We start from the raw sequence: 12408 nt of genomic DNA, 5'->3' as shown, positions 1-12408 counted from the left end.
TCCGCAGGGGCCGCCGCTGCTCACTGCTCGGCCTCGGTAATCTGGCGCCCGAAGGCGGCCAGGTTGCCCTGCCATTGCGCGCCCAGTGCAAGGATCAGCACCTGCTCGTTGATGTGCACGTTCTGGGTCAGACTGCGCATCCCGCCGCCGCCTGCCGCCGCGAGCATCTTATAGGTCTCGCGCGTGTCCTGATAAAACTCGGCCAGCGGCGAGATCGACTCGCCCGGCGGACGTCCCTTGTGGGTCTTGAGCCAGAACTCGCGCTCGTAGCGCTCGTGTTCCTCGGCCGATACGTCGATAGTGTTGAAGGTGCCGTCCTCGGCGCGGAACTTGCGGATTAGCCCGAGCAAGGGGCCGAAGTCCTGATTCTGCGGCGGTGAATCGCCGACCAGCACGATCACCTTCTTGGCGTACGGCTTCCAGTTCATCTGGTTGACCGCGGTCACGCACGCGCCGTAAACGTCGCCCTGCGAACCCCGATGGCCGCGGGTGCTGATGCTCTCGAGGAAGGCCTCGAGGCGGTGGCTCGAGATCGTCAGCGGTTGGATATCCATACGTTCGTTGTGGCCGCCGAAGACCACGATGCCGATGCGGGCGACGGGGACCAGACGATGGATCGCCGCGATCAGCTCGTCCATCCGGTCGCGCACATCGTTGAGGATGAGGTCCATCGTGCCGGTGTCGTCGATCACCAGCACGATGTCGAGTCCCTTGCGCCGCAGCTCGCCGATAAAACCGCCGAAGCCGGCGCCGATTCCCGGCCCGTAGCCCGCGCCCATTCCGCCGCCGCGCCCGATGCCGACGCCGCCGGTGGAAACATCGCGGACGTATTGCTTGGCGGTCTGGACCGCAGTGCGCGAACTCTGCGCGATACTCGGCGCAACCAGCTGCGGCAGTTCGTCGGGCACCGAGAGGTCGGGCATGTCGAGGTCGCGCAGCTCGTCGTGATTGGCGCCGCCGCCGCCTCCGGCCTGCAGGCTGACCATGATCAGGTTGCGCGCGTTCTGCACTTTGACGGTGGCGACCAGCACCAGCAACAGGATCACGTGGAGAGCGATCGAGAGCGGGAACGGTCCGACCATAAAGCGCAGCGCGTCGCGTACGCTGTGGCCTTCCTCGTCGATGCGGGTGGCGTCCTCTTCGAGCAAGCCGCCGCCGGAAGGCCGTGCGCAGGCGCGCCGGCCGCTCATCAGGCGATTCAGTATGTAGGCGACGACGCCGATCGAAATCGCGATCAGAATGACGACAACGGCAGTCAGCATGAAGAGAAGATGTCCCCGTTCAAAAATTCCGCGCCGGCGCCGCGTTCAACGCTATCAGGAACCGCCCCCGCCCGCATCCGGCCGTCGCGGCTGGCGTCTGCCCGCTCGCCGCGCCCCTCGGCCGCCGTCTCCCCCAAAAGCGTTCGGCGATAATAGGCGCAGAGCTCTGAGCCAGACAACAGGCGGTCCTCCAGCGGCGCGGCAGGGTCGTCCGGCTTGCAAGCGAGCCGCCATCAGAACGATCATTGGCGCGAACCTCGACGTAACAGCGGCGCTGCGGCGGCGGCGCGCCGAAACAGGCGCCGCGCCGGATCGGAGGACGTCATGCTCGACTTGATAGTTCGCGGCGGCCAGGTCGTGACTCCCCACGGGGTTGGGCGTTGGGACATCGGCGTGCAGGGCGAAAAGATCGTCTCGGTCGGAGTCGAAGACCAGCGGGCCGCGGCCGGCCGCATCATCGACGCGCGCGGCAAGATCATCGTGCCCGGTGGGGTCGAGCCGCACGCCCATCTGGCCAGCCTTATCGGGATGCGTCCGGAAGGACGGCTGTTCACACTCGGTCCCGAGGAGGACACGGTGGGGATGGCGTTCGGCGGCACGACCACCCACATCGATTTTTGCTTCGTCCATCCCGCAACCGACATCCCGACCGCGCTGGGGCGGCGGCTCGAGCGCTGGAAGGGCAAATCCTTCGTCGATTACTCGTTCCACCTCGCGCTCGGCGGCGCGCTGCCGCTCAGGATTTTCGACCAGATCGGCGACGCCATCCGCGACGGCTTCCCGAGCTTCAAGGTCTTCACCGCCGAGATTCTGCCGCCCCATCCAAAGCGCCTGCCGTTCCGTCTGGACTACGGGCGGATGCAGCTGGCGATGGAGAAGATCGCCAAGGACGGCGGTATCATGACCGTCCACGCCGAGGACCACGACCTCGTCCAGTTCAACTACGAGCGCTTCATGGCCGAGGGCCGCACCGACGGCGCAAACCTCGCGCTCGTCCACACCAAACTCAGCGAGCAGCTATCGTTCCGGCACACCATCCAGCTCGCCGCCGCAACCGGCGCTGCTGTGTACTTCGTCCACACCTCGGCGCGCGAAGGGGTCGAGGCAGTGGTCGAGGCGCGCGCCCATCGGCTGCCGATCTACGCCGAGACGCTCCATCACTACGCCCTGTTCAACGCCGACGACTATCGCAAGCCACGCGGCTTCTGCTACCACACCTATCCTTCGCTCAAGTTCCCTGAGGACCAGGCCGCGCTCTGGGAGGGGCTGGTGCGCGATGGCATCTCGACGACCGCCACCGACGAGTATCCGACTTCCCTTGAAGTAAAACTTGAAGGCAAGCGGATCGACGACGTCACCGGCGGCAACCTTGGCGCGGAGGCGCGGATGGGGATCGTGTACACCGAGGGCGTGGTCAGGCGCGGGATGACGCTGGAGCGCTTCGCCGAAGTGACCTCGACCAACGCCGCGCGCATTATGGGGCTGTATCCGCGTAAAGGCGCGATCGCGCCGGGCAGCGACGCCGACCTCTGCGTGATCGACCCGGCGATTTCGCGGCGCCTGACCCGCGGAGATTTCCACGTCAGCGACTACAGCCCGTGGGAGGAGTGGGAGGTCAAAGGGTGGCCGGTGATGACGGTGCTGCGCGGCAAGGTGATTGTCGAAAACGGCAAGCTGAACATCGGCGAAGGCTACGGGCAGTTGGTCCCGCGCAAGATCGATCCGGTAATCCTGCGCCGTCCGGCGAGCTGATATCCGGCTCGCCCGCGCGAATCGTCTAATAAAGTGTTGCCTTAAATTACCAGCGAAGAGGTAGCTGAATGGCGTACGAGACTTTCATCGTCGAGCGCGACGGCGCGATTGCGACCGTCTATTTCAACCGCCCCGACAAGCTCAACCCGATAAACGGCGCGGTGCTGCGCGACATGCTGGCGGTTGCGCGCGAACTCCAGGACGACGAGCAGTCGCGCGTCGTTATCCTGACCGGCAAGGGGCGTTCGTTCTGCGCCGGCGCCGACATCGCCGGGATGACCGCGGATGCCGGGCCGGAAAAGCAACGCGGGCGCACCGACGCCGCGCGGTTGCGGATGGCGAAGACGGGATGGCGCCTGATGGAGGAGTGGGAGCGCCTCGACCAGATAACGATCGCTGCGATCAACGGCTTCACGGTCGGTGGCGGATTGTCGCTCGCGATGGCCTGCGACTTCCGCATCGCGGCCGCTGGCGCGCGCATCTGGATCCCAGAGGTCGCGCTTGGCGTGCCGTACATGTGGGGCTCCGTAACGCGGCTCGCCAACCTGGTCGGGACGGCGAAGGCGAAGGAATTGATCATGACCTGCGATGAAATCACGGGCGAGCAGGCGGCGACGATCGGCCTCGTCAACCAGGCCGTCGCGCCCGAGCGCCTGATGGAGGCCGCGCGCCAGTTTGCCGCCAAGCTGCTGAGCAAGCCGCCAATGGCGCTTAGGCGGACCAAGGAATTCTTCAAGGCACTCGGCAATAGCCGCCTTGGCGACATCACCTACGCCGACGCGTACCTGGGGCTCGCATGCTTTGCGAGCGAGGACATGCGCGAGGCGATGGAGGTATTCAAGGAGAAGCGTCCCGGCCGGTACGCCGACCGCTGACCCGATGGCGCTCACGATCCGGTTTGCCGCTCCGGCCGACGCGGAGCTAATCCTGCACTTTATCCGCGGCCTGGCCGAATACGAGCGTCAGCCCGATGCGGTGCGGGCGTCGGCCGCCTCGCTGCGCGCGCAGATGGAGGCGGCGGACCCACCCTTCGAATGCCTGATCGCCGAGCGCGACGGCGAGCCCGCGGGTTTTGCGCTCTTCTTCCGCAACTACAGCACGTGGAGCGGAAGGCCGGGGCTCTATCTGGAGGACCTGTTCGTCAGCGAGCCGCATCGCGGTCATGGCGTCGGCAAGGCGCTGCTCAAGCGGCTCGCCGCGATCGCGCTGGAGCGTGGATGGGCGCGGATGGAATGGGCTGTGCTGGACTGGAATACCGCGGCGCAGGGGTTCTATCGTGCGCTCGGAGCCTTTCCCAAGGATGAATGGACGGTGTGGCGGCTCGACGGGGCAGCGCTCGCCAGCGTCGCCCGCGGTTGAACTTCGCGCCGGCCTAAGCCGCTCACGCTACCCGGCCTGCCCTACACCGGGCGGTTCGCGGAGCCGAAGGGCGTCGCGCTGAGGTGCGCTCGCAGGTCATCAACCGCTGCGTCGGCGAGCCGGCGCGCCGAACGCTCGGCCTCGGCGCCCATCCGCACCAGCCGCGTCAGCGTGCGTCGCGCGCGCATCGCGTTGCGCACCGCCCGCTGCCCCATCGGATCGTAGCGGCACGCCGCCGCGTCCGCGCCGCGGTCGAGCAGGCCCGCGATCGCCGAGCACGCGGCGGCAGAGAAAACCTCCACGTCGTGGCGCTCGCCGCTGTGCGCATGGGTCATCCCGATCGCGCTCATCACGCGATGCCATTCGCGGATGCGACGCAGCCCGCCTTCGAAAATCCGCTTCTGCGCGCGGAAGGGCAGCAGCGGCGAGTCGATTTGCCGGCTGAGCGCCGCGTCGACGCGGCGAAAGTCGGTCGCTATCACTTTGACCAGCAGTTCGCGATACGAGCCGTCAAGCATCGCGTCGAACCGCGCTTCGGTCAGGATGTGGCTTGCGATCGCGGAGTCGAAGCGCCCGATATAGCGCGCGGGCAGGAAAAAGTTGTGCGCGACCACGTCGGCGCCGAGATGGGCGAGGTAGCCCAGCGCGAAGGCGCGCTGCTCGTCGTCGCGCGCGGCGGCGAGCAGGCGGAAGCCGGTCGGCCAGTTGTGCGAATGGCGACGCAGGCGGCTTTGAAGCCGGCGGCCCTGCACGATGTCCGGCGCCAGCGAGCCGTACAGGAACGTCTCCGGCATCGAGAGCAGCACGGCTTGAAGCGGATGTTCGGGGGTGATAACGCTCGCAAGCACTTGCACGCCGAGGGCGATGTGGGTGACCGGCCCCCAGGCGTACGCCGGCTCGGCGCCGAGCAAGATGAAGCCGATGGTAAGGCCGACTATGCTTGCGAGGAACATCGCCGCGCCCGCGTCCATCGCGGGCGGCCTCCTCTGATGTTATGGGCCGCGACTTGATGGCGCCAGAGCGCCGCCTGCTGCTCGACTCGGTGCGCGACTATCTCGCGCAGCTCGCCGAAGAGGGACTCGAAGGACTTCCGGCCGGCGTGCCGGCGTGCGCAGGCAGTGGCGTCGCGCCGGCTTCCCCATCGGCGCCAGTGCCGCCGCGACTTGCGCAGAGCGCGCGCGCGGCAGCGCCCGCCGTCGTCGCCGCGCCGCCGTCGGTTGGGCGCGCCGCTCCGCCGGCGCTCTCGCGTCCGACGCCGGTCGTTGGCGAGCTGCTTTCGCGCTATCCGGGTTTGGAAAAGACGGACACGCTGGAGGCGCTGCGCGAGTTCATCGGCGAGTGCAAACGATGCAAGCTCGCGCCTTTGCGCACCCATCTTGTGTTCGGCGTCGGCAACCCGCGCGCGGAGCTGATGTTCGTCGGCGAGGCGCCGGGCGCCGACGAAGACGCGCGCGGCGAGCCGTTCGTCGGCCGCGCGGGACAACTGCTGACCGACATCATCGAGCGCGGGATGGGCCTGAGGCGCTCCGACGTTTATATCTGCAACGTCATTAAGTGTCGCCCGCCCGACAACCGCAACCCCGAGCCCGACGAGGTCGCCGCCTGCGAGCCGTTCCTGATGCGGCAGATCGATCTGGTCCGCCCACGCGCGATCGTGGGGCTCGGCACTTTCGCGGTGCAGGCGCTGCTCAAAGTCAAGACGCCGATCAGCCGGTTGCGCGGCGTGTGGCAGGAAGTGCGGGGGATCCGGATGATGCCGACGTTCCATCCGGCCTACCTGCTGCGCAGCCCCGCCGAGAAGCGCGTCGTATGGCAGGATATCCAGGAAGTGATGAAGCTGCTCGGGCTGAAGCCGCCGCTGCGCGGCCGTGGCGCGTGAGGCCCGCGCGGAGCGAGCGCGGGCCATCGTGGTCGAGTGCCGCATGCGCGCTCGCGATCCTGTGCGCGCTCGTTGGCGGCTCGCCGGATGCGCGCGCGAGCCACGCTTCGCGCAAAGCGTCGAAGGCGGCGGGCGCCCAAGCAGTGACACAGAGCGGCGTCCCCGCGAATTCCGGCGGGGCGGCCGCGCCGGCCGCGTGGGTCGAGTTGATCAAGATCGACGGCTCGATCAATCCCGCCGTTGCCGCCTACCTCGAAGACGCTATCGAGCACGCCAGCTCCGAAGGCGCGGCCGCGCTGGTGGTCCAGCTCGACACGCCGGGCGGACTGCTCAGCTCCGCCCGGCGCATGGTCAAGGACCTGCTCAACGCGCCGCTGCCCACGATGGTGTACGTCGCGCCGTCCGGCGCGAGCGCGGCCTCCGCCGGCACGCTGATAACCGAGGCGGCGGCGATCGCCGCGATGGCGCCCGGGACCACGATCGGTGCCGCCCACCCGGTGAGCGAGAGCGGCGGCGAGATCAAGGGCGCGATGGGCGAGAAGATCGAGAATTTCACCGCCTCGCTCGCCCGCAGTATCGCGCGCGACCGCGGACGCAACGAGCAATGGGTGGAGGAGGCGGTGCGCAAGAGCTCCGCGCTGAGCGAGGACGAGGCGCTCAAGCGCCACGTTATCGACCTCGTCGCGCCCGACCTGCGAAGCCTGCTGGTGCAGGCGTCAGGGCGCGAGGTACGGGTCGGCAATCGCACGGTCAAGCTCGCGCTCGCCGATGCCGCGATCCATCGCGCGCGGATGACGCTTGCGCAGCGCCTGCTCAACACGTTGGCCGATCCGAACCTGGTCTATCTGCTGCTGATGGCCGGGATCGTCGGGCTGTATTTTGAATTCGCCCATCCGGGCGTCTATCTGCCGGGGGTGGCGGGCGCGATCTGCCTGCTGCTGGCGCTCGGTTCGTTCGAGGTTCTGCCGATCAGCCTCGCAGGCCTCTTGCTCCTGCTGCTGGGGGTGGCATTGCTGATCGCGGAAGCGTTTGTGACCAGCTACGGCGTGCTCGCCGTGGGCGGCGTGACCGCCTTCGTGATCGGCTCGCTCCTGCTGATCGACAGTGCGCAGACCGACCTGCGGATCAACCGCGGGATGATTGCCGGCGCCGCGATCGCGATGAGCGCGATTATCGTCGGACTGGGATGGGTCGTGCTGCGCGAGCGGCGCCGCCATGCGCAGACTGGCAGCGAGGGCCTCCTCGGCGAAATCGGCGAGGTGCGCGAAGCGATTGCGCCCGGCGGCCACGGGCGGGTCTTCGTACACGGGGAGCATTGGCGGGCGGTGAGCGACGAGCCGCTCGGCGTGGGGACGCGCGCGCGGGTCACCGCAGTGCGCGGCCTTGAAATCGAAGTGCGGCGCGAGCCGGGGAGCGAATCGGGCAACTGAACGCAGGAGCGCGCGGCCGGACTGCGGCCGGGGGGAAACGACTATGGGGATAGCGTTGGGAGTGATCGTGGTAATCGGCGTGATCATCCTGCTCAGCGGGATCAGGGTGTACAACGAATACGAACGTGCGGTCGTCTTCCGGCTCGGCCGGTTGACGCCTTACCGCGGTCCGGGCGTGATTTTCGTCATCCCGATTGTCGAGCGCGCGGTGCGCGTCGATCTGCGCACGGTCACGCTTGACATCCCGCCCCAGGACGTAATCACGCGCGACAACGTCACGGTCAAAGTCAGCGCCGTGCTCTACTTCCGCGTGCTCGATCCGTCGCGCGCGGTGACCGAGGTCGCAAGCTACCTGTTCGCAACCACGCAGCTTGCACAGACCACGCTGCGCTCGGTCGGCGGCCAAACCGACCTCGACGATCTGCTCGCCCAGCGCGAGAAGCTCAACGCGCGCATCCAGGAGGTGGTCGATGCGCAGACCGAGCCGTGGGGAATCAAGGTCACCCTGGTCGAGCTCAAGAACATCGACCTGCCGCAGGACATGCAGCGCGCGATCGCGCGCCAGGCCGAGGCCGAGCGCGAACGACGGGCCAAGGTGATCGCCGCCGAGGGCGAGTTCCAGGCGGCGCAGCGGCTGGCCGAGGCGGCCGAGATCATGAGCAAGAGCCCGATCACGCTTCAGTTGCGCTATCTTCAGACTCTGGCCGAGATCGCAACCGAGAACAACTCGACCACGCTGTTCCCGATCCCGCTTGATCTGCTCGAGCCGTTCTACACAATGCGGCGCGCGGCCGCCGGCGCGGCGGCGGAGGGCACGGCCAAGCCCTGATCAGGGACTGTCGTTTCGCGATGGGTAAATTGATAATGGTTCGCCACGGCGAGAGCGAAGGCAATCGCGAACGCCGCTTTACCACCACACCGGACGCGCCGCTCACCGACCTCGGCCGCGAGCAGGCCGCGATGGCGGCGCGGCATATCGCGCGCCTGTTCAGGCCGCGCCTGGTAATCACCAGTCCCTACGCGCGGGCGCGCGAGACCGGCCGGATCATCGCCGATGCCCTGGGGTTGCCGACCGAAATCGAGCCCGGCCTCTACGAGCGCAATTTCGGCTATCTCAGGGGGCAGCCCTACGACGCCGTGCGTGACGATCCGACGTTCGATACCGAGAAGATGTGGCTATGGCGCCCCGAGGGCGGCGAGAGCTACGAGGACGTGCGCGCACGCGTTGCGCCGGTGCTCGAGCGGCTGGCGGCGCGCGCCGCTGACGGCGAACTCGTCGTCGTCAGCCATGGCGGCGTGATGCTGTGCTGTTGGGCGCACCTGACCGGCTGCTGGGAGAGCGCGCACGTCCCGCCCAACTGCGGAATCGTGCTCGTCGAGCACAGCGATGGACGCTTCCTGCATCCGCGGATCGTCGAGCCGCATCTGGTCGAGAGCTGACAACTTCGGCCCGCGCGTCAGTCGCCGCCGAGCGGACGGGCCATCGCGCGCAGCGCCGCCGGCATCCGGTGGCGCGGGTCGACGCCATAGGGCTGGGAATAGGCGCGCAGGCCGCATTTCTCGGGGCTCTACACACCGACATCGGCGCATGCGTCCGAAATCAATTCCAACTGGCACGAAGTCCTCTGCCAGCACCGCCAGCGCCGCCACGGCGAGCGCCCTGAGGGCCGTGCCCGCCGCAAGCCTGATGCACGAAATTGCAGATTTGCCGAAGCATCAATCGCTCGCGCGCGGTCAGAACGGAATGCGCCCGGAAAAAACGACGGCGTGGTTGTACGCCGGATGGTGCGTGACGGCGACCTGGTAGCCGGCTCCGAAAGTCAGGCCGAGCCGCTCGCGGACCGGGATGCGTCCGACGACGAGTCCGGGCGTCAGAAAAACCTGGTTCTTGCCCGCGTTCTCGCCGCGGGTGAACCAGGTGTAGTTGACCTCCAGTTCCGGCCAGAAATACGTGAGCACGTGGTACTGGAAGGCGGTGTTGTAGCTCAGCGGCATCGACAGCCGCTCCATCCCGCCGTTGGGAATCGCAACCCCCAGCGTGCTCTGGAAGTCGAAGGCGCCCCATCCTTTGCCGAACGCGATCGCCGGAGTGAAGACCGCATGGCGCGCGCTATTGCCGTCGGCACCGGTCGGAGCGCTGAAACCCATGAAGGCGGTCAGGAGGTAATTGCCGCTGTCCTCATTGGCGGACAGGATGCGGTACTTCACGAGAAAGGTTTCGTCAGCCCAGCCGTCGATGGGCGGCGCGACCGGTCGCTTGCCGTTCTTCTTTGCCTTGGGATGCGGGATGGAGCCGTTGTGCGCGATCCATCCGGGAACGCCGAGGATGACCTCGACGTTGTACCACGGGATCAATTCGAGCCCTTTGCTCGCGCCGAAGTTATCGAGCGCCGCGCCGTGCGCCTGCGCCTGCCATAACTGATCGTAGCGGTACTCCTGTTCGAGCCGCGGCGTGACCGTGACCAGCGGCGTAATCCAGTGCGGCTGTTCAGACTGAATGCGTGTGGCGCGCGGCATCCAGTCGGCGAAGTACTCCGCGACCGGCGCGAACAGCGACGGTTCCGCAGAAAGCGCCGGCGGGCTCGATGGGCTCTGCGCAGCGGCCCGCGATGCCGAGAGCACGATTACTGCGACGGCCGTGGCAACCAGACACGCGATGAGATTTGGTCGGGACGAATTTCGAACTTCCATAGCAGGCGTCATCTATGCCAATATTCAGGACAAATGACAAGTAAACTGGCGCAGGCAGAATCAAAGTCGGCGCTGCGGCGGGCGCGCATCGCTCGCGGCCTCGGTCAGAGCGAGCTTGCCCGCCGCGCCGGAATCTCGCGCCAGGCGCTGAGCGCGATCGAATCTGGGGCCTACCAGCCGGGCGTCGGGGTGGCGCTCGCCCTCGCGCGCGAACTCGGCGAAAGCGTCGAGGCGCTCTTCGGTGCGTCCGACTCGCAGACCCACCTGGAAGCCGCCTGGATCGGCGACGAGCGAGCGGAGGCGGGCGCGAGGCCGCACGGCGCGGTTGCGCTCGGACGCGTCGGCGGACGGCTGGTCGCGCAGCCCCAGCCGTCGCCCGCCTTGCGTCTGGCACCGGCGCCCGGCGTGCTTGAAGCCGTGCACGGACGGCGCGCCCGCGTAGCCGCGTTTCGCACGCCGGAAGAAATCGAAACGACGCTGCTGGTCGCGGGATGCGATCCGGCGGTCACGGTCCTTGCCGACTGGCTCGGACGCCAGCGTTCCGCCGCCGCGCTCGCGCCGATTGCGCGCTCCAGCCGCGCGGCGCTCGCCGCGCTGCTCGAAGGCCGCGTCCACGCCGCCGGCGTCCATCTGGGAGATCGAGGCGAGTCCTCGGCGGGGCGGGCCTCCGCGCCCGCTCGCGGCGAGTCCAGCGTTGGCGCCGTGCGCGAGGCGCTGGGGCGGCGGCACGCCTTGATGGTGAATTTCGCGCGGTGGGAGCTCGGACTCGGCGTGCGGCACGGCAATCCGCTGGCAATCCGCTCAGTCGCGGATCTCGCGCGGCCCGGCGTGCGGCTGGCCAACCGGGAGCCTGGCTCGGGCGCCCGGCTGATGTTGGACCGGACGCTGGCGGCGTTGAAGATCGCGCCGCGCCGAATTGCGGGCTACGCGCGCGAGTTTAGCGGCCATCTCGAAGTGGCCGCCGCAATCGCCGCGGGCGAGGCCGACACCGGCCCCACTTTGCGAGTGGCGGCCGCGGCATGGAATCTCGACTTCGTTCCGATTTGCGAAGAGCGCTACGATCTGGTGGTCCTGGAGCGTGATCTGCAGTCGGCGCCGGTGCGTGCGATGCTCGAAGCGCTCAACTCGTCGCGCTTCGCGCGCGAGCTGGCCGCGCTCAGCGGCTACGATACGAGCTCAACCGGGCAGGTGATCGCCCGGCTCAACTGACCGCCGCGGCAACCCGCTTTGCGCCGCGGCGCGCGCGCCTTCAGCGCGGCGCCACTATCGAGTCGAGGAACTCCACCGACTTGAGCCTGCGATCGACGACCGACGCGATGAAGCGGGCGAGCGCAAGCGCGCCGTCGGGGCCAGCCGCCTGCGCCCCGGCCGCGTCGCCGACAGGAATGCGTGCGAGATGCGCGAGCGCGGACGCACTCGCGGCGCCGAGCCGGATTCCACCCTCAGGCGTCACTTCGCGGCAGCGCACGCACACGATCCCGCCGCGGTCGACGATGAAGTACACCGCCGGCGCGCCGGCCTGGTCCGCCCCGCAGATGCGGCAACGCTCGAAGTCCAGTCCGAAGCCGGCCCATCCGAGCAGCCGCAGCTCGTAGGCCTGGCGCAGCGCCGCACCCGCCGCACCCGCGCTGAGCGCGCCGAGCGCTCCGGCAAGCAGGCGGTAGGCGCCGGCCGCGTCGGCCTCTTCGGAGGCGAGCGCGTCGGCGAGCTCCAGCATGTAGGAACCGAGCGCGAAGCGGCCGAGGTCGCCGTCGAGATTGTACTGCGCGAGGTCGCCCGCCTCGGCGCGCGTGATGAAGACCAGCTGGCCGTGCGGGCGGCGGCGAAAATACAGCATCACGTGCGAGAAAGGCTCCAGCCGCCGCTCGAAGCGCCGGCGCGAGGACTTGGCACCCTTGGCGATGCCGCCGAGTTTGCCCGCACGCTCGGTGAGCAGGGTCACGATACGGTCGGACTCCATGTAGTCGCGCGTGCGGAGCACGAGCGCGGCGGTGGATTCTTCGGCGGGCATCGGCGAGCGCGTCGCGGCGTGCCG

General features: G+C 68.3%; 12 protein-coding genes. 8 read left to right on the top strand and 4 right to left on the bottom strand.

What is annotated here, in order from left to right; translation table 11 throughout:
* Window positions 1-20: 20 nt before the first annotated feature.
* Window positions 21-1262 (bottom strand): vWA domain-containing protein, encoded by a 1242-nt coding sequence (locus VFB33_16145; GenBank protein HZO83227.1) that lies wholly within the window; start codon window positions 1260-1262, stop codon window positions 21-23.
* A gap of 324 nt (window positions 1263-1586) precedes the next feature.
* On the opposite strand from VFB33_16145, the gene VFB33_16140 reads away from it, so the two are divergent.
* From VFB33_16140 to VFB33_16130, 3 genes are all read left to right on the top strand, one after another.
* A complete protein-coding gene (locus VFB33_16140; GenBank protein HZO83226.1) occupies window positions 1587-3014 on the top strand; it encodes an amidohydrolase family protein in 1428 nt (475 codons plus the stop codon).
* Window positions 3015-3082: 68 nt separating this feature from the next.
* Window positions 3083-3889, top strand: coding sequence for an enoyl-CoA hydratase/isomerase family protein (locus VFB33_16135; GenBank protein HZO83225.1), 807 nt, complete (start codon window positions 3083-3085; stop codon window positions 3887-3889).
* A 4-nt stretch (window positions 3890-3893) separates the two neighbouring features.
* Window positions 3894-4373: a GNAT family N-acetyltransferase gene (locus VFB33_16130; GenBank protein HZO83224.1), complete on the top strand. Its 480-nt coding sequence runs from the start codon at window positions 3894-3896 to the stop codon at window positions 4371-4373.
* A gap of 41 nt (window positions 4374-4414) precedes the next feature.
* Here the strand turns inward: VFB33_16130 and VFB33_16125 are convergent, their stop codons facing one another.
* Entirely contained in the window at window positions 4415-5344 is a 930-nt protein-coding gene (locus VFB33_16125) for a zinc dependent phospholipase C family protein (protein HZO83223.1), read from the bottom strand.
* A 38-nt stretch (window positions 5345-5382) separates the two neighbouring features.
* On the opposite strand from VFB33_16125, the gene VFB33_16120 reads away from it, so the two are divergent.
* From VFB33_16120 to VFB33_16105, 4 genes are all read left to right on the top strand, one after another.
* A complete protein-coding gene (locus tag VFB33_16120; GenBank protein ID HZO83222.1) occupies window positions 5383-6252 on the top strand; it encodes a uracil-DNA glycosylase in 870 nt (289 codons plus the stop codon).
* Between the two features lie 143 nt (window positions 6253-6395).
* Entirely contained in the window at window positions 6396-7682 is a 1287-nt protein-coding gene (locus tag VFB33_16115) for a nodulation protein NfeD (GenBank protein HZO83221.1), read from the top strand.
* 43 nt (window positions 7683-7725) lie between these two features.
* Window positions 7726-8511, top strand: a complete 786-nt coding sequence (locus VFB33_16110) for a slipin family protein (protein HZO83220.1) — start codon at window positions 7726-7728, stop codon at window positions 8509-8511.
* Window positions 8512-8531: 20 nt separating this feature from the next.
* Entirely contained in the window at window positions 8532-9122 is a 591-nt protein-coding gene (locus VFB33_16105) for a histidine phosphatase family protein (protein HZO83219.1), read from the top strand.
* Window positions 9123-9416: 294 nt separating this feature from the next.
* Here VFB33_16105 and VFB33_16100 read toward each other — a convergent pair whose 3' ends face one another.
* A complete protein-coding gene (locus VFB33_16100) occupies window positions 9417-10304 on the bottom strand; it encodes a hypothetical protein (protein HZO83218.1) in 888 nt (295 codons plus the stop codon).
* 102 nt (window positions 10305-10406) lie between these two features.
* On the opposite strand from VFB33_16100, the gene VFB33_16095 reads away from it, so the two are divergent.
* Entirely contained in the window at window positions 10407-11582 is a 1176-nt protein-coding gene (locus VFB33_16095; protein HZO83217.1) for a substrate-binding domain-containing protein, read from the top strand.
* Between the two features lie 40 nt (window positions 11583-11622).
* Here the strand turns inward: VFB33_16095 and recO are convergent, their stop codons facing one another.
* Complete coding sequence (gene recO / locus VFB33_16090) at window positions 11623-12384, bottom strand: DNA repair protein RecO (protein ID HZO83216.1); 762 nt, start codon at window positions 12382-12384, stop codon at window positions 11623-11625.
* Between the last annotated feature and the right edge of the window lie 24 nt (window positions 12385-12408).

Source organism: Candidatus Binataceae bacterium (genome assembly GCA_035650475.1).
Lineage (GTDB): Bacteria > Desulfobacterota > Binatia > Binatales > Binataceae > JAKAVN01.
Note: the sequence above shows the minus strand (reverse complement) of the source record. Positions and strands in the feature narration are given on the sequence as shown.